Raw genomic sequence first — 16,227 nt, forward strand, 5'->3', positions numbered from 1 at the left:
CGTGACCGACGGCCAGACTGACGCCGCACCGCGCACCCTCGAGGCGCCGGCGCTCGAGCTCCGTGGTGTGACGAAGTGTTACGGTCCGGTCGTCGCCTGTGACGCCGTGGATCTCGCCGTGCACAGCGGTGAGATCCACGGCCTCCTGGGGGAAAACGGCGCCGGCAAGTCCACGCTCATGAAGGTGCTCCTCGGCCTCGTGCAGCGGGACGAGGGAACCGTCCTCCGCCACGGCAAAGAAGTTGAGATCCCCACCCCGCAGGCGGCGGTCACGCTCGGCATGGGCATGGTGCACCAGCACTTCAGCCTGATCGAGCCGCTCACCGTCTGGGAGAACGTCAGCCTCGGTGAACCGGGGCGCATCAAGCGCGACGAGATCTGCGACCAGATCAAGGACGTCGGCTCCCGCTACGGGCTGCCGATCTCGCCGACCGCGCGGGTCGAGGACCTGTCCGCGGGCGAGCGTCAGCGGGTCGAGATCATCAAGTGCCTCCGGCGTGACCCGGAGGTGCTGATCCTCGACGAGCCCACCTCGGTGCTCACGATGGCGGAGTCGCAGGAGCTCTTCGAGGTCCTCCGCGACGTCGTCAACCGGGAGAACCGCGCGGTCATCCTGATCAGCCACAAGCTGGCCGAGATCATGGCCGCGACCGACCAGGTGACGGTGCTGCGCAAGGGGTCGGTGGCGTTCCGCTGCCGCACCTCCGCCACGAACCCCCGCGAGCTGGCCAAGCAGATGGTCGGCCGCGAGGTCTCGCTGCACTCCGAGGGCGCTGCGCTCGGTCTGATCAGCGAGGACACCACGCCGGAGGAGATCCAGGCCGCCGCCGAGGAGACGCCCGTCGTCGCCCCGGTGCCGGAGTCGAAGACCCCGGCGTTAGCGCTGACCGACGTCGTGGTGAAGGGGCTGGACGGGCGCACGCTGCTCGACAACTTCGCCCTCACCGTGTCGCCGGGCGAGATCCTCGCGCTCTACGGCGTCGAGGGCAACGGCCAGGCGACGCTCGGCGACGTGATGTCCGGCCTGCTGGAACCGACGTCGGGCACGGTCGCGGTCAACGGCGCCGAGGTGCCGATGAACAAGGTCGGTGCACTGCACAAGGCCGGCGTCGGCGTCGTGCCCGAGGACCGGCACCGCTCCGGCGTCGTCCTGGACATGTCGGTGCTCGACAACCTGGTGATGACCGACCTCGGCCGGGTCAGCGGCCGGTTCCTGCTCAAACGACGGGAAGCGCGCAAGATCGCCGCCCGGCTGATCGAGCAGTTCAACATCTCGACGCCGTCGATGGACACGCCTCTGCGCAACCTGTCCGGCGGTAACCAGCAGCGGGTCGTCCTGGCCCGGGAACTGTCCACCGACCCGAGCGTGCTGGTCGCGGCCCAGCCCACCCACGGTCTCGACGTCGGTGCGATCGAAGACATGTACGAGCGGCTGCGCGCCGCGGCCGCCCGCGGAGTCGCGGTACTGCTGATCACGACCGAGTTGGAAGAGGTGATGGCGCTCGCGTCGCGGGTCGCCGTGATCTCCTCCGGCCGGACGGTCGGCGTGCTCGACATCCACGAGGCGACGGCCGAGCGGCTGGGCATGCTGGTCGGAGGCGAGGCGGCATGAGCGAGAAACGGAAGTTCCCCAACGTCGCCGAGCTGATGCGGCCGAGCGGGTACGGCGTGCAGGTCACGCTGATCACGATCGCCGCGATCGCGGTGGCCGTGGTGGCCTCGATGGTCCTGGTCTCGGCCACCGGCGGCTCACCCGGCGACGCGCTCGACGCCCTCTACACCGGCAGCATCGCCGACACCGCGGCGTGGAGCGAGACGCTCAAGGCCGCGACGCCGCTGCTGCTGGTGGCGCTCGGCGCGTGCATCAGCAACCGGGCCGGCGTGTTCAACATCGGCCAGGAAGGCCAGGTGCTGCTCGGCGCGGCCGTGGCCGCCTACGTGGCGCTGCACCTCGCGCTGCCGGGCACGCTGGTGATGATCCTGAGCCTGCTGGCGGGTGCGATCGCCGGTGGTCTGTGGTCCGGCGCGAGCGCGGTCATGCACTACGGCCGCAACGTCAACATCGTCGTCAGCACGCTGCTGATGTCGTTCCTGGCGATCCAGGTCGTCAGCTTCGCGGTCACCGTGCCGTGGCTGCTGCAGGCGCCCCGCGCCAGCGCGGACAGCATCGCGTCCTCGGAGTCGGCGCAGCTGCCGCCGTCCGTGCGCATCCCCGGCTTCGGCGAGTACCCGGCGCTGGAGATCGGCGGCGGGCTGGTCCTCTCGATCATCCTGACGATCGTGCTGGCCGTGCTGCTCGCCCGCAGCCGGTGGGGTTTCCGGCTGAACATGCTCGGCCTCAACCCGATGGCCGCGCGCCACGCGGGTGTCCGGGCGCCGTTCGCCGGCGGCATGGCGCTGGCGCTCTCCGGCGCGTTCGCCGGGCTGGCCGGCGCGGTCATCCTGTCCGGTCAGGTCTTCCGCCTGCAGCCGGCGCTGTCGAACAACTTCGGGTGGGACGGCCTGCTGGTCGCCCTGATCGCCCGCAGCCGTCCGCTCGCGGCCGTGCCGGTCGCGCTGCTGTTCGGCGCGTTCCGCTCCGGGTCGAGCTTCCTGGCGTCGACCGGTGTGCCCAACTACCTGGTCGACATCGTCCAGGCGCTGCTGGTGCTCGCGTTCGTGGTGCCGCCGGTGCTGGCGAAGGTGAAGTCGCGTGGCCGGGCTGAGGCCACGCCGCCGCCCGCCGAGCCCGTCCCCTCCACGCCCACCGAGCCCGAGAAGGTGACCGCGTGATCGGCACCGACGAAATCACGACGATCGTCGCCAGTTCCCTGCGGCTCACCGCGCCGCTGGCGTTCGCCGCCTGCGGCGAGTACCTGGCCGAGCGGGCCGGCACGCAGAACATCTCGGTCGAGGGCATGATGCTCGGCGGGGCGTTCGGCTCGGTCGCGGTGGCCAGCGCCACCGGCAGCGCCACCACCGGCCTGCTCGCCGGCGCGATCGTCGGCCTGGTCGTGGGCTTCGTCCACGGCAACCTGTCGCACCGCATCCAGATCAACACGTTCGTCGTCGGCCTGGTGCTGAACGCGTTCGTGCTCGGCCTCACGAGCTTCCTGATCGCGATCTCGGAGTTCGACAGCAACCAGGTCGCGCAGCTGAGCATCCCGGGGCTGCGTGACATCCCGATCATCGGGCCGCTGTTCGAGCAACGCTGGCCGATGTACCTGCTGTTGTTGATCATTCCGCTGACGTGGTGGCTGGTCGAGCGCAGCCGGTGGGGGCTCAACCTCCGGGCCATCGCCGACAACCCGCAGGCCGCGGACGTCACCGGCCTGAAGGTGAACAAGCTCCGTCGCCAGGCGCTGCTCTACGCCGGTCTGCTGTCGGGGCTGGGCGGCGCGTACCTGGCCACCGCCGAGGTCGGTTCGTTCAACATGAACATGACCGCGGGTCGCGGCTTCATCGTCATCGCCGCGGTGATCTTCGGCGCCTGGCGTCTGAAGGGCACGATGATCGGCTGCCTGGTGTTCGGTTTCGCCGACGCGCTGCGCCTGGCGCTGCCCGCGCTCGGGTTCGAGCTCAACTCGCAGCTGCTGGTCGCCGCGCCGTACCTGATGGCGCTGCTGGCCATGATGTTGTTCGCCAGCAAGAGCCGCGAGCCGCGTGCTCTCGGCAAGCCGTTCGTCCGCGGGATCACCTGATGCCGACCTCCGCGTCGGCCCCGCGCCCGGCCGCAGCCGGCGCGGAGGCTCGGCAGTATCCGACCCGTACGTCGGGTCGCCGCCGTGGAGCGGTGCCCCGGCTCGGTCAGGTGGTGTTCTGATGGCGCTCGACGAGGGTGCCGTGGCGGCGGCACGGGAGCTCGCGGAGCGGCTGCACGCCGCACCCGTTCCGCGCTCCACCGAACCGGCGGCGGTTTTCTCCGCCGCGCCGGCGTCACCCACGCGCCCCACCGCGGTCCGCGACCTGGCCACCCGCCTGGACCCGGCCGGCACCACCGGCCCGGTCGACGCCCCGGCCACGCCCGTCCCGCCCGCCGCCGCGCCGGGCGACGACGTGCGGACGCTCAGCGGGGCCGCGGCCGCGCTCCGGCGGGGGAGCGTACGCAGCATCGAACTCGTCGACGCCGCCCTGGCCGCCGCCGACAAGACCGACGCGGAACTCGGCCTCTTCCACTCGCGCTTCGCCGACCGCGCACGCGAGGCCGCGCAGCGCGTCGACGAGGCGCTGGCCGCCGGGACCGACCCCGGCCCGCTCGCCGGCCTCCCGCTCGGCGTCAAGGACCTGCTCACGACGGTGGACGGCCCGACGTCGGCCGGCAGCCTGGTACCGCCGCCGGACGACCGGCGCGACGCCACCGCGGTGGCGCGGCTCCGCGCGGCCGGCGGCATCGTCGTCGGCAAGACGCTCACGTCGGAGTACGGCGTCGGCTCGCCCGACCACACCAAGCCGCTGCCGGTGCCGCGCAACCCCTGGGACACCGCCCGCTGGACCGGTGGGTCGAGCGCGGGCAGCGCGTCCGGCCTGGTCGCCGGCGCGTTCCTCGGCGCGCTCGGCACCGACTCGGGCGGCAGCATCCGGATGCCGTCGGCGTTCTGCGGCACCACCGGCCTCAAACCCACCTATGGACGCGTCTCCCGCGCCGGTGGGATGCCGATGGGCTGGTCCACCGACCACATCGGCCCGATGGCCACCACCGCACGCGACTGTGCGCTCCTGCTCTCGGTGATCGCCGGCCCCGACCCGGCCGACCCCACCACGTCCGAAGCGCCGGTCCCGCGCTACACCGATGCCCTCACCGGTGACCTGACCGGCGTCCGCATCGGCGTCGACCGGCTCGACCGGGTCGGCGGTGCGGTCGCCGACCCCGCGTTGGCCGGCGTGTTCGCCGCCGCGCTCGACGAGCTGACCGCGCTCGGCGCCGACCTCGTCGACGTCACGCTGCCGCTCTACCCGGAGCTGGCCGCCGCCTCGATCGTGCTGACGCTGAGCGAGGCCCTGACCTGGCACCGCGCGGACTTCGCCACCCGCGGCGGCGACTTCTTCGCCAACACGCTCGCGACGATCGGGCTCGCCGAGGCGTTCACCGCCGTGGACTACGTCCAGGCGCAGCGCGTCCGCCGGGCCGGGCAGGACGCGGTGGCGGCCCTGTTCGACGTCGTCGATCTCGTCGTGACGCCGACCGCGTCGATCGCGGCGACCCCGTACGACCGCCTCGACCGGATGTTCGAGTCCGGTGAGTTCTTCGCGGTCTACGCGCCCTACTGGAACGTTGTGGGGAACCCGGCGCTCTCGGTGCCGATGGGCTTCACCGCGGACCGCGTGCCGCTCGGCCTCCAGCTGATCGGCGCTCCGTTCGACGAGGCACTGGTTCTGCGCGCGGGCGACGCCTACCAGCGCCGCACGGGCTGGCACGACGAGTGGAGAGCCCGGTGACGGTGGTAGTGGGGCTGCACCTCGGCAGCGACTCGGCGCGTGCGCTCGCGCTCGGCCCCGACGGCGAGGTCGTCGCACGGGCCTACGCGCCGTACCCGGGAGCGGTCGGGTGGCCGGCGGGGCATGCCGACCCGGCCGGCTGGCTCTCCGGGGTCACCACCGCGCTCGAGTCCGTCCTCGCCGAGCTGCCGTCCGACCGGCCGTGCGCGGCGATCAGCCTCGGCGGTCAGAGCCCCACCACGGTGCCGGCGAACGGCGGCCTGGCCGTGACGTACCGCCACCCGGCCGGCGCCACCGGCACACCGGCCGAGCAGCACGCGGCGCAGCTGTCGGTGCTGAGCGACGAGTCCGGTGGCGACATCGAGCCACTGCAGGTCTACGACTGGCTCAGCGCGCGGCTCGGCGCCGAGCGCGTCCAGTCGCGCTGGCCCGGCGACCCGGAGCTGCCCGGCTACGGTCCGGTGGTCACCACCGGCGTCGCGATCGGACGCACCGACGGCAGCCACGGGCTACCGGCCGGGATCCCGCTCGTGGCCGGGGCGCAGGACGCGTACCTGGCGTTCTGGGCCGGTGCGCTGGACCGGCCCGGGCGCGGTATGGACCCCGGCGGTCGCACCGGCGGCATGGCGGTCGTGGTGCCCGAGGGGGTGCGGCTGCCCGGCATGTACGCGCTCACCAGCGCGCTGTCCGGCCTGGACATCCTCGGTGGGCCGGTGAGCGGCCACGGGCTGATGCTCGAGTGGCTCCGCACGATCACCGGGTGCGGCATCCCGGAGCTGATCGATCTGGCCGCGACCGTGCCGGCCGGCGCGGACGGCGTCCTCGTGCTGCCGTACCTGGAGGGTGCGCGTGCGCCGCGGTGGAACCGCCAGCTGCGCGCCGAGATCGTCGGTCTCGGGTCGGACGCCGGCCGGCCGCAGCTGGCCCGCGCGGTGCTCGAGGCGACCGCGTACGGGCTGGCGCACGTCGCCGAAGGGCTGGCGGCCGGAGGGTTCACGCTGACGACGCTGGTCACGGCGGGCAACCCGGCGCGCAGCCCGCTCTGGAACCTGATCAAGGCCTCGGTGCTCGAGGTGCCGGTGGAGGTGCCCGAGGAGACCGACCTCGCCGCGTACGGTTCGGCGCTGTCGGCCGGTGCCGGGGTGGGCTGGTGGCCGGGCCCCGGCGCCTGCGGCACCCACCAGTGGCCCCGCCCCGAGGTGACGATCGTCGACCCCGAGCCGCAGCAGGCCTACCACGAGGGCTACCAGCGTTTCCTGGAGCTGGGCTCAGCCTCCGAGTCGCGCAAGTAGCCCTCGTGGTCGGTGGTCAGCGGCGGCGGTAGGCCGCGTCGGTGAGCGACCGGGGGCGGTCGCCGGCGCCGGCCTGGTGCAGGTTGACGCCCGGCTCCACGACCGCGTCGATCCGGTCGAGGATGTCGTCGGAGAGCATCACGTCGGCCGCGCCGAGCTGCGACTCCAGCTGCTCCATGGTGCGCGGCCCGATGATCGCCGCCGACACGGCCCGGTGCGACAGCACGAACCCGAGCGCCAGCTCGACCAGCGTCACGCCGGCGTCCTTGGCGATGTCCTCCAGCGGCTCGATCCGCGAGAGCTTCGCCTCGCGCACCTCGGCGGCCTTGAAGTCGAAGTGGTCGCCGTTGGTGTACGCCCGCGAGCCCTCCGGAGCCTCCGAGCCGGGCCGGTACTTACCGGTGAGCCAGCCGCCGTTGAGCGGGCTGAACACCATCACGCCCAGCCCGTGACGCTCGGCCGTCGGCAGCGCGTCGTACTCGGCGTGCCGGTCGAAGATCGAGTAGGCCAGCTGCTCGGTGCGGAAACGCTCGAAGCCGCGCCGCTCGGCGGCCCACTGCGCCTCGACCAGGTCGCCGCCGGGGAAGTTCGACGTGCCGATCGCCCGCACCTTGCCCGACCGGACGAGGTCGGTGAGCGCGCTCAGCGTCTCCTCGATGTCGGTGTCCGGGTCGGGCCGGTGGAACTGGTACAGGTCGATGTAGTCGGTGCCGAGACGGCGCAGCGAGTCCTCCACCGCGCGCACGATCCAGCGGCGGCTGCCGCCGGAGCGGTTCACCGGGCCCGGGCCGAGCGGCTCGCAGAACTTCGTGGCCAGCACGATGTCGTCCCGCCGGCCCTTGATCGCCTTGCCGACGATCTCCTCGGTCTCGCCGAACGCGTAGACGTCGGCCGCGTCGAGGAAGTTGATGCCGGCGTCGAGAGCCGCGTGGGTGATCCGGACGCACTCGTCGTGGTCCTTGTTGCCCCAGGCGCCGAACATCATGGTGCCCAATGCGAGCGGGGTCACGCGGATGCCGGTCCGGCCGAGTAGTTGCGTACGCAAGGAACATCCTCTCTGGGAGCGCCCCCGCGTACCGGAGCCGGCACACGAGAGGCCGGCCCCATTAGGCGCTGGGAACCACGCGCAAACCGATACGCCGCAACCTTCGCACAGACCGCGACGAAGTCTCATGTTTCGCGGGGGCAGAGTGTCCGGTACTTCTTTGTCTCCCCGGCACATTCAGTGACGTCGCGCGCCTCAGTACGGTAGTTCCCAACGCCAGAGCGCTGTGCCAGGGCTGAATCGAAGAGGAGTACCCCCGTGGCGGACACGAAGCTGACGCAGGCACGGTGGACGCATGTCGCGCTGCCGTCCGGCGACCTCGACAAGTCCATCGAGTTCTACACCTCGCTGACGCCCCTGGTCGTGCTGGAGCGCTTCTCCGACGACGCCGGCCAGAGCGCGTGGCTGTCCAACGACAAGCAGGTCGACAGCCCGTTCGTGCTCGTCCTGGTGGACTTCAACAAGGACCACGGCGGTCAGTACGGCCAGCTCACGCCGTTCGCGCACATCGGCATCGAGGTGCCGAACCGCGAGGACGTCGACGCGATCGCCGCCAAGGCCCGCGAGATGGGCAACCTGCACTGGGAGCCCCAGGACATCGGCGGCGTCGTCGGCTACGTCTGCGCGCTGAAGGACCCCGACGGCAACGTCATCGAGATCTCGCACAACCAGCGCGTCTTCTCGACGATCCGCGAAAAGTGGGGCAGCTGAACGAGACCCGGGCGGTCGTCGAGCGTTACCTGGCCGCGCTCAACGCCGGTGACGCCGACGCGGTCGCGGCGTGTGTGACCGAGGATTTCCACAACGAGCACACGTCCGCGGCCGCTCGCAGCCTGACCGGCCGCACCGCCTACCGGGAGCGCCTCGGCGGTTTCCTGGCCGAGTTCGAGAACCTGCATTACGACGTCGAAGACCTGCTCGTCGACGACGACCGCGCGGCCGTCGGGTACCGGATGACGTTCCGGATCCACGGCAAGCCGGTGGATGTCCGCGGAATGTTCTGGTTCCGCGCCGAAGAGGGCTTGATCGCGCACCGGCGCGACTACTGGGACGGCACCACCGTCCAGCGACAGCTAGAGCAGTGATGCCCGAGTCGCCGGCGACGTCCGGCTGGGCCGCAGTTCCATTCCTTAGGGAGACACCACGATGACCGTCACCACGGACCTGTCCCCGGTCACCGGACCGGCGGCCTGGCGGGGCGACCAGCTCCAGGACAACAAGACCTGGATCTACCAGCTGAGCGACGCCGAGATCGCCGAGCTCGAGACCGTCGGCCGCAAGTTCGTCGAGGACGACCCGGACCTGCGCACCGTCACCAAGGCGGACTACCCGCTGCCGGTCTGCGCCGAGGCCGTCAAGACCTGGGCCAACGACATGGACCGCGGCCGCGGTTTCGTGCTCATCCGCGGTCTGAAGACCGAGCTCTACTCCGACGCGCTGTCCGGCGCGATCTTCTACCTCACCGGCCTGCACCTCGGCGTGCCGATGAAGCAGAACGAGATGGCCGACCTGATCGACCACGTCATCGCCACCTCGACGAAGACGATGGACGACCCGTCCGCGCTGTCCTCGCGGGTCGCCGACAAGCTCGTGTTCCACTCCGACAGCTCGGACGCGGTGGCGCTGTTCTGCCTTCGCCCGGCCAAGGAGGGTGGCGCGTCCAGCCTGGTCTCCGGTGCGCAGATCTACAACGAGATCCTGTCCCGGCGCCCCGACCTGGCCCCGCTGCTGCACGAGCCGTTCTACTTCGACTGGTACAAGCAGGACCACGACGCACCGGAGAAGACGTACACGTCGCCGATCGTCAGCATCAAGGACGGCGTGTTCAGCATGTACGCCGGTTCGACGTACATCTTCACCGCGCAGGACTACCCCGAGGTGCCGCGCCTGACCGAGCAGCAGATCGAGGTCATCAAGCTGTTCGACGAGATCACCTACGAGCCGGGCATGGCGCTGGACATGGACTTCCAGCCCGGTGACATCCAGTGGGTCTCGAACTACGCCGCACTGCATTCGCGGACCGCGTTCACCGACTGGCCGCAGTACGGCCGCAAGCGTCACCTGCTGCGTCTCTGGCTCAAGCGCGAGAGCGACCGGCCGCTCGTCGACAAGTTCGGCAAGCACGTCGTGAAGGCCCGCGAGGAGGACCGCGAGGACACCTCCGGCGTCGAGGACGTCGGCCAGTTCTCGGTCAAGACCGCTGTCGTTCCGCGGATGGACTGGGGTCTCTGACCCCTCCGCTTCACCCCCCGACCAGGTACACCCCCTGGTCGGGGGTGTTTTTTTCAGGCCGGGTAGGCGGTGACCGACGACGCCTTGGCGGTGAGCCAGACGGTGTGGCCGGCGGCAAGGTCGAGGTCGGCCACGGCGTCGGGAGTCAGGTCGACGAGCGTGGACGGTTCGCCGTCGACCGCCACCCGCACCCGGTCGCCCCACGCCTCCACGCCGACGATCCGTCCGCGCCAGGTGTTCCTCGGGCTACCGGCGGTCGGCTCCGAGCGGTACAGCGCGATCTCAGAGGGGCGCACGGCCACGTGCACGGGGCCGGACAGCGCCCGGTCGGTGATCGTGAAGACGCCGCCGGTCTCCAGCGTCACGTGCCCGTCCGCGGCGGTACCGCGGTACAGGTTCAGCCCGACGAGACGCGCGACGTAGTCGGTCGCCGGCCGCCTGGTCACGTCGCCGGCCGACCCCTCCTGCACGATCCGGCCGCCTTCGAGCACGACCAGCCGGTCGGCCAGGATCATCGCCTCGATCGGGTCGTGCGTGATCACCAGCGACGGCCCGCGGTAGGACGTCAGGTGCGTGCGCAGGTCGGTTCGCAGCCGCAGCCGGGTGCCCGCGTCGAGCGCGGACAGCGGCTCGTCGAGCAGCAGCAGGTCCGGGTCGATCGCGAGGGCGCGCGCCAGCGCCACCCGCTGGGCCTGCCCGCCGGAGAGCCGGCCCGGGCGTTTCCCGGCGTGCTCGGCCAGGCCGAACCGCTCGAGCCACTCGTGCGCGGTGCTCCGGGCCTCGGCCTTGCGGACACCGCGCACCCGGAGCCCGTACGCGACGTTCTCCAGCGCCGACAGGTGCGGGAACAGCAGATAGTCCTGGAAGACGACGCCGACCTTGCGCTCTTCCGCGGGCCGGGAGTCCAGCCGCTGCCTGTCGAGCTCGATCCGCCCGTCGGTCAGCGGGGTCAGCCCGGCCAGCGCGCGCAGCAGCGTGGTCTTGCCGGCGCCGTTCGGCCCGATCACCCCGAGCACCTGCCCGGGGGTGGCGGTGAGCGACACGTCGAGCGAGAACGATCCCCGGTCGACCCGGATCCGCGCGTCGAGGGTCATGCCGAACGCACCACCCGGTCGCGCAGCGCCACCAGGATCAGGATCGAGACGACGAGCAGCACGAGCGAGAGCGCGATCGCCGCGTCCGGATCGCTCTCCAAGGCCAGGTAGACCGCGAGCGGCATCGTCTGGGTGGTGCCGGGGTAGTTGCCGGCGAACGTGATCGTGGCGCCGAACTCGCCGAGCGCGCGGGCCCAGCACAGCACCGCACCGGCCAGCACCGACGGCGCGACCAGCGGCAGCGTGATCCGCCGGAACGTGGTCAGCCGACCGGCGCCGAGGCTCGCGCTGGCCTCCTCGAAGCGGCGGTCGGCGGCACGCAGCGCGCCCTCCACGGTGAGGATCAGGAACGGCATCGCGACGAACGTCTCGGCCAGCACCACGGCCGTCGTGGTGAACGGGATCGTGTAGTCGAACCACTGGTCGAGGTAGCGCCCGACGATGCCGCGGCGGCCGAACGCGAGCAGCAACGCCACCCCGCCGACGACCGGGGGCAGCACCAGCGGCACGGTCACCAGCGCACGCACCAGCGCCTTGCCGGGGAACTCGGTGCGGGCCAGCACCCACGCCAGCGGCACCCCGAACACCAGCGAGATCGCGGTGGCGAGCAGCGCGCTGACGACCGAGAGCCGGAGCGCCTCACGCACCAGCGGGTCACCCAGCAGGTGCGGCAGCGTCGCCCACGGCGCCCGCACGAGCAGGCCCACGAGCGGCAACGCGAGGAACACGACCGCGACGAGCGCCGGCACCGCGAGCGGAGCCGGCGCTCCCGTGCGTCGGCTCACGGAGCGGTGAAGCCGGCGGCTTCGAGGACCTTCGTGCCGTCGGCGGAGAGGACGTAGTCGACGAACGCCGTCGCGCCGTCGGCGTTCGGGGCGTCCTTCAGCGTGGCGATCGGGTACGCGGTGGAGGCGTTCCGGTCGGCCGGGATCTCGATGCCCTTGACCTTGTCACCGGCGGCCCGCACGTCGGTCCGGTAGACGATGCCGGCGTCGACCTCACCGAGCGACACGGTGGTGAGCACCGACTTCACGTCCGCGCCGAGCGTCTTCGGCGTGACCGTGATCTCGGCTTTGTCGAGCACCTTCTTCGCGGTGGCGCCGCACGGCACCTGCTCCTGGCAGAGCGCGATCTTCAGACCGGGTTTGGCCAGGTCGGCGAGCGCGGCGACCTTACCGGGGTTGTCCGGCGGTACCGCGATCTCCATCGTGTTCTGCGCGAAGTCCTTCGCGTCCACGGCGGCGTCGACGCCGTCCATGGTCTTCGTGCTCGCGGACGCGAACACGTCGGCCGGCGCGCCCTGCCCGATGCTCTCGGCCAGCGCCGAGCTCGCCGCGAAGTTGAACTTCACCGTGACGCCCGGGTGGGCCTGCTCGAACTGCCGGCCGAGCGTGGTGAACGACTCGGTCAGTGACGCGGCCGCGAACACCGTCACGGTGCCCTTCAGGTCGTCGGCGCTCGCCGACGCCGAGCTCGAGCCGCCGGCGGTGTCGCTACTGCTGTCGCCGCAGCCGGCGAGCAGCACCGCGGCCGCGGCCACGGCCGCGGTGAGAAGAGCGGGTCGGCGCACGAGAGCCTCCGGGAGGTACTAGGCGGGGTGGCGGGGGACTTCGACGACGACGTTCGTGGACTTGACCGCGGCCACCGCGAGGACACCGGGCTCGAGCCCGAGCTCGTCGGCGGACTCGCGGCTCATCAGCGAGACCACCCGGTGCGGACCGGCCTGGATCTCGACCTGGGCCATCACCCCGTCGCGCACCACCCGGGTGACGAGGCCGGTGAAGCGGTTGCGTGCCGACTCGGCGACGATGGGGGCGTCGAACCCGGCCGGCCGGTCGGCCGCGATGTCGGCCGCGAACGCGGCGAGGTCACGCCCGTCGATCGCGATCCGGGACCCGGGCTCGCGCACGGTGGGCAGCTTCCCGGCGTCGGCCCAGCGGCGGACGGTGTCGTCGCTCACGCCGAGGAGAGCGGCGGCTTCGCTGATCCGGTAGGTGGGCACCGCGTCACGCTAGCACCGCATCTGCGGATCAGACAGCGGTAAACAGCCGCAGCTACTTCCCCGTGCGCAGCGGTGCCCCGATGCGGTGCATGTGGCGCAGTGCCTGGGCGTACGAGTCGATCAACCCGCTCTCGCCGTAGGGCACCCCGATCTCGGCGCAGTACGCGCGGACGATCGGCCGGGCCAGGCGCAGGTTCGCGGTCGGCATGCTCGGGAAGAGGTGGTGCTCGATCTGGTAGTTGAGGCCACCCAGCGCGGCGTCCAGCACCCGCCCGCCGCGGACGTTCCGGGACGTGAGGACCTGCCGGCGGAGGAAGTCGCGCCGGTGCTCCTCGGCGGGTTCGGGCATGCCCTTGTGGTTCGGGGCGAACGTGCAGCCGAGGTAGACGCCGAGCACGGCGTGGTGCACCGCGGCGAAGGCCAGCGCACGCGCGGGGGAGAGCACCAGCAGCAGCGCGGCGACGTAGCCGACGAAGTGCGCCAGCAGGAGGACGCCCTCCAGCGCGCGGTGGCGCATCGTCGGCCTCCGCAGTGCGAGGATGCTCGCCACGTGCAGGTTGACGCCCTCGAGGGTGAGCAGCGGGAAGAACAGGAACGCCTGCCACCGGCCGACCAGACGGGCCGCGCCGCGGGCGCCCCGGGCCTGCTCCTCCGACCAGACCAGCAGGTCGGGGGCGACGTCCGGGTCGAGTTCGGCGTGGTTGGGGTTCGCGTGGTGGCGGGTGTGCTTGTCGCTCCACCAGCCGTAGCCCATGCCGATACCCAGGTTGCCGACGATCCGGCCGGCGATGCCGCTGGCCCGCGCGGTGCGGAACACCTGCCGGTGCGCGAGGTCGTGGGCGAGCAGGCCCAGCTGCGCGGAGAGGACCGCGACGACGACGGCCACCCACAGCTGCGCCCAGGAGTCGCCGAGCGAGACGTACGCCGCCGCGGCGCCCAGCGCCAGGACGAGGAGCAGACCCGTCCGGACGGCGTAGTACCCGGGCCGTCGGTCGAGGAGCCCGGCTGCGGTGATCCGGCGGGACAGCTGTGCGAAGTCGGTGCCGGTGGCTGGTACGTCCGTCGTGGTCATGGTTCGATCCTCGAACCCGGTCGGCGCCGTGGCACTGGTCCCAGCACCCCCGCGGGGGTAGGCCTAAACCCCTCGGCGCGGGCGTCGGCGTGGCTCACAATCGAGGTCCCGACGATCGGCGGAGGACACGTGGGCGAGTTCGGCGACGATCTCCGCTCGGGTATCCGGCGCGGCGGTGTCGCGGTGGTCCGCGGCCTCGCGTTCCCGGTGCTGGGGCTGGCGCTCGGCCTGCCGCTGTTCGTCGTGTTCGTGCTGTCGTCGGCGTTCCTCGCGCTGGGGATCGGGTTCGTCCTCCTGCCGCTGGTGGTCGTCGCGATCAGGAGCCTGGCCACGCTGCACCGGCGGTTCGCGGCCGAGTGGGCCGGCCTGCCGATCACATCGCCGTACCGGCCTTCGCCGGTCTACTCCGGGTCCGCGCCGCGCCGGGCCTGGCAGCGGGTCCGGTGGCTGCTGTCGGACCCGGCCACCTGGCGTGACCTGCTCTGGCTGCTGGCCGAGGTGCCGGTCGGCCTGGTGCTGGGGCTGCTGCCCGCCGTCGCGGTGGCGGCCGGCGTCGAGGGCATCGTCGTCCCGCAGGTGCTCTGGCTGCTCGACGTGCTGCCGAACGGCTACGGCTTCGGCACGGTCTGGCCGATCGATTCCGCCCGGGACGTGGCCGTCGCCGTGGCCGAAGGGGTCCTGCTCGTGGTGATCGGGCTGCTGATCGCCCCGTGGGCGCTGTGGGCGCACGCGAGGTGCGGCCGGCTGCTGCTGGCACCCACCCGCGGGAGCGAGCTGGCCTCCCGGGTCACCCAGCTGACCCGGACGCGGACCGAGACCGTCGACGCCCAGGCGGCCGAGCTGCGACGCATCGAGCGTGACCTGCACGACGGCGCCCAGGCTCGCCTCGTCTCGCTGAGCCTGAGCATCGGGATGGCCGAGGACCTGATCGGCCGGGACCCCGACGCGGCCAGAGCGTTGCTGGTCGAGGCCCGGCAGTCGAGCGTGCTGGCGCTGTCGGAGCTACGGGATCTGGTGGCCGGGATCCATCCGCCGGTCCTCGCCGAACGCGGGCTGGACGGAGCGGTCCGCGCACTGGCGATGGCGTTGCCGATCGCGGTGGAGTGCACCGTGGAGCTTCCCGGCCGGCCGGCAGCTCCGGTGGAGTCGGCGCTCTACTTCGCGGCCTCCGAGGTGCTGACGAACGTGGCGAGGCACAGCGGGGCGACCACGGCCCGGATCGAGCTGCGGAGCACCGGCACGCACCTGCGCCTGACGGTCACCGACGACGGTCGCGGCGGTGCGTCGATCGGCGCGGGAACCGGGCTCCGCGGGGTCGAACGCCGGTTGTCGGCGTTGGACGGCACGCTAGCGTTGAACAGCCCACCGGGTGGACCGACCGTCGTCCTGCTGGAGATTCCGTGCGTGTTGTCCTCGCCGAAGACCTCGCGCTCCTCCGGGACGGCCTGATCCGGCTGCTCACCGCGTACAACTTCGACGTCGTCGAGGCGGTGGACAACGCGCCGTCGCTGCTGCGGGCACTGACCACGCATCGCCCCGACGTCGCGGTGATCGACGTCCGGTTGCCGCCGACGTTCACTGACGAGGGGTTACGGGCCGCGCTCCGGGCCCGGGCGGAGATTCCGGGGTTGCCGGTGCTGGTCCTGTCCCAGCACGTCGAGCAGCTGTACGCCCGTGAGCTGCTGTCCGATCGCGCCGGGGGCGTCGGTTACCTGCTCAAGGACCGGGTTTCGCACGTGGGCCAGTTCGTCGACTCGGTGCGCACGGTCGCGGCCGGCGGCACGGCGATGGACCCCGAGGTGGTGTCGCGCCTGCTGGCCAGGCACGTGGCCGACGAGCCGCTGGGCCGGCTCACCCCGCGTGAGCGTGAGGTGCTGGGCCTGATGGCCGAGGGCCGCTCCAACGCGGCGATCGCCGGGCGGCTGCACGTCACCGAGAAGGCGGTCGGGAAACACACCAGCAGCATCTTCGGCAAGCTCGGTCTGCCGCCGTCGGAGGACGACAACCGGCGTGTGCTCGCCGTGCTGGCCTACCTGCACGGCTGATCACCGGAGCCGGAGAAGCCGAACAAACGG

General features: G+C 72.0%; 16 protein-coding genes and 1 pseudogene. 10 read left to right on the forward strand and 7 right to left on the reverse strand.

Annotation, left to right across the window (positions count from 1 at the left end; all coding sequences use genetic code 11):
* Position 1 precedes the first annotated feature (1 nt).
* The 5 genes from ABD437_RS23570 (at position 2) to ABD437_RS23590 (ending at position 6,707) form a co-directional block, all read left to right on the forward strand.
* Positions 2 to 1,612, forward strand: a complete 1,611-nt coding sequence (locus ABD437_RS23570; RefSeq protein ID WP_344651083.1) for an ABC transporter ATP-binding protein — start codon at positions 2 to 4, stop codon at positions 1,610 to 1,612.
* On the forward strand, positions 1,609 to 2,772 hold the full coding sequence (locus tag ABD437_RS23575; protein WP_344651084.1) for an ABC transporter permease: 1,164 nt from the start codon (positions 1,609 to 1,611) through the stop codon (positions 2,770 to 2,772). Before ABD437_RS23570 ends, ABD437_RS23575 begins: the two co-directional genes overlap by 4 nt.
* The gene (locus tag ABD437_RS23580) at positions 2,769 to 3,680 is read left to right on the forward strand and encodes an ABC transporter permease (RefSeq protein WP_344651085.1); all 912 of its coding nucleotides are present in this window, start codon (positions 2,769 to 2,771) and stop codon (positions 3,678 to 3,680) included. The genes ABD437_RS23575 and ABD437_RS23580 overlap by 4 nt, the downstream gene beginning before the upstream one ends.
* A 121-nt stretch (positions 3,681 to 3,801) precedes the next feature.
* On the forward strand, positions 3,802 to 5,415 hold the full coding sequence (locus tag ABD437_RS23585) for an amidase (RefSeq protein WP_344651086.1): 1,614 nt from the start codon (positions 3,802 to 3,804) through the stop codon (positions 5,413 to 5,415).
* Positions 5,412 to 6,707 (forward strand): xylulokinase, encoded by a 1,296-nt coding sequence (locus tag ABD437_RS23590; protein ID WP_344651087.1) that lies wholly within the window; start codon positions 5,412 to 5,414, stop codon positions 6,705 to 6,707. The genes ABD437_RS23585 and ABD437_RS23590 overlap by 4 nt, the downstream gene beginning before the upstream one ends.
* Positions 6,708 to 6,723: 16 nt before the next feature.
* On the opposite strand, the gene ABD437_RS23595 is transcribed toward ABD437_RS23590, so the two are convergent.
* A complete protein-coding gene (locus tag ABD437_RS23595) occupies positions 6,724 to 7,752 on the reverse strand; it encodes an aldo/keto reductase (protein WP_344651088.1) in 1,029 nt (342 codons plus the stop codon).
* Positions 7,753 to 8,010: 258 nt separating this feature from the next.
* Between ABD437_RS23595 and ABD437_RS23600 the strand changes: the two genes are divergently transcribed.
* The 3 genes from ABD437_RS23600 (at position 8,011) to ABD437_RS23610 (ending at position 9,984) form a co-directional block, all read left to right on the forward strand.
* Complete coding sequence (locus ABD437_RS23600; protein ID WP_344651089.1) at positions 8,011 to 8,463, forward strand: VOC family protein; 453 nt, start codon at positions 8,011 to 8,013, stop codon at positions 8,461 to 8,463.
* Positions 8,451 to 8,837: a nuclear transport factor 2 family protein gene (locus tag ABD437_RS23605; RefSeq protein WP_344651090.1), complete on the forward strand. Its 387-nt coding sequence runs from the start codon at positions 8,451 to 8,453 to the stop codon at positions 8,835 to 8,837. Before ABD437_RS23600 ends, ABD437_RS23605 begins: the two co-directional genes overlap by 13 nt.
* Positions 8,838 to 8,898: 61 nt before the next feature.
* Positions 8,899 to 9,984: a TauD/TfdA family dioxygenase gene (locus ABD437_RS23610; protein WP_344651091.1), complete on the forward strand. Its 1,086-nt coding sequence runs from the start codon at positions 8,899 to 8,901 to the stop codon at positions 9,982 to 9,984.
* A gap of 53 nt (positions 9,985 to 10,037) precedes the next feature.
* On the opposite strand, the gene ABD437_RS43075 is transcribed toward ABD437_RS23610, so the two are convergent.
* The 6 genes and pseudogenes from ABD437_RS43075 to ABD437_RS23635 all read right to left on the reverse strand — a co-directional run bounded on the left by ABD437_RS43075 (position 10,038) and on the right by ABD437_RS23635 (position 14,152).
* Positions 10,038 to 10,499, reverse strand: a complete 462-nt coding sequence (locus tag ABD437_RS43075; RefSeq protein WP_425558227.1) for a TOBE domain-containing protein — start codon at positions 10,497 to 10,499, stop codon at positions 10,038 to 10,040.
* Between the two features lie 120 nt (positions 10,500 to 10,619).
* Positions 10,620 to 11,024 (reverse strand): annotated as a pseudogene (locus ABD437_RS43080) (ABC transporter ATP-binding protein); the annotation flags it as partial.
* 50 nt (positions 11,025 to 11,074) lie between these two features.
* Positions 11,075 to 11,863, reverse strand: coding sequence for an ABC transporter permease (locus tag ABD437_RS23620; RefSeq protein ID WP_344651093.1), 789 nt, complete (start codon positions 11,861 to 11,863; stop codon positions 11,075 to 11,077).
* Positions 11,860 to 12,648, reverse strand: a complete 789-nt coding sequence (gene modA / locus ABD437_RS23625; protein WP_344651094.1) for a molybdate ABC transporter substrate-binding protein — start codon at positions 12,646 to 12,648, stop codon at positions 11,860 to 11,862. Before modA ends, ABD437_RS23620 begins: the two co-directional genes overlap by 4 nt.
* A gap of 18 nt (positions 12,649 to 12,666) precedes the next feature.
* Positions 12,667 to 13,080: a TOBE domain-containing protein gene (locus ABD437_RS23630; protein WP_344651095.1), complete on the reverse strand. Its 414-nt coding sequence runs from the start codon at positions 13,078 to 13,080 to the stop codon at positions 12,667 to 12,669.
* Between the two features lie 52 nt (positions 13,081 to 13,132).
* Positions 13,133 to 14,152 carry a fatty acid desaturase family protein gene (locus tag ABD437_RS23635; RefSeq protein WP_344651096.1) on the reverse strand — a complete coding sequence of 340 codons (1,020 nt, stop codon included), beginning with the start codon at positions 14,150 to 14,152 and terminating at the stop codon, positions 13,133 to 13,135.
* Positions 14,153 to 14,281: 129 nt separating this feature from the next.
* Between ABD437_RS23635 and ABD437_RS23640 the strand changes: the two genes are divergently transcribed.
* Both ABD437_RS23640 and ABD437_RS23645 read left to right on the forward strand, forming a co-directional pair.
* The gene (locus ABD437_RS23640) at positions 14,282 to 15,601 is read left to right on the forward strand and encodes a sensor histidine kinase (protein WP_344651097.1); all 1,320 of its coding nucleotides are present in this window, start codon (positions 14,282 to 14,284) and stop codon (positions 15,599 to 15,601) included.
* Positions 15,553 to 16,197: a response regulator gene (locus ABD437_RS23645; protein ID WP_344651098.1), complete on the forward strand. Its 645-nt coding sequence runs from the start codon at positions 15,553 to 15,555 to the stop codon at positions 16,195 to 16,197. Before ABD437_RS23640 ends, ABD437_RS23645 begins: the two co-directional genes overlap by 49 nt.
* Positions 16,198 to 16,227 lie beyond the last annotated feature (30 nt).

Source organism: Cryptosporangium japonicum (genome assembly GCF_039524755.1).
Lineage (GTDB): Bacteria > Actinomycetota > Actinomycetes > Mycobacteriales > Cryptosporangiaceae > Cryptosporangium > Cryptosporangium japonicum.

Excerpts from the sequence above, each read along its gene's own strand:
- ABD437_RS23575 (WP_344651084.1), top strand. The coding sequence starts at position 1,609 with ATGAGCGAGAAACGGAAGTTCCCCAACGTCGCCGAGCTGATGCGGCCG.
- ABD437_RS23585 (WP_344651086.1), top strand. The coding sequence starts at position 3,802 with ATGGCGCTCGACGAGGGTGCCGTGGCGGCGGCACGGGAGCTCGCGGAG.
- ABD437_RS23610 (WP_344651091.1), top strand. The coding sequence starts at position 8,899 with ATGACCGTCACCACGGACCTGTCCCCGGTCACCGGACCGGCGGCCTGG.
- ABD437_RS43075 (WP_425558227.1), bottom strand. The coding sequence starts at position 10,499 with ATGATCCTGGCCGACCGGCTGGTCGTGCTCGAAGGCGGCCGGATCGTG.
- ABD437_RS23635 (WP_344651096.1), bottom strand. The coding sequence starts at position 14,152 with ATGACCACGACGGACGTACCAGCCACCGGCACCGACTTCGCACAGCTG.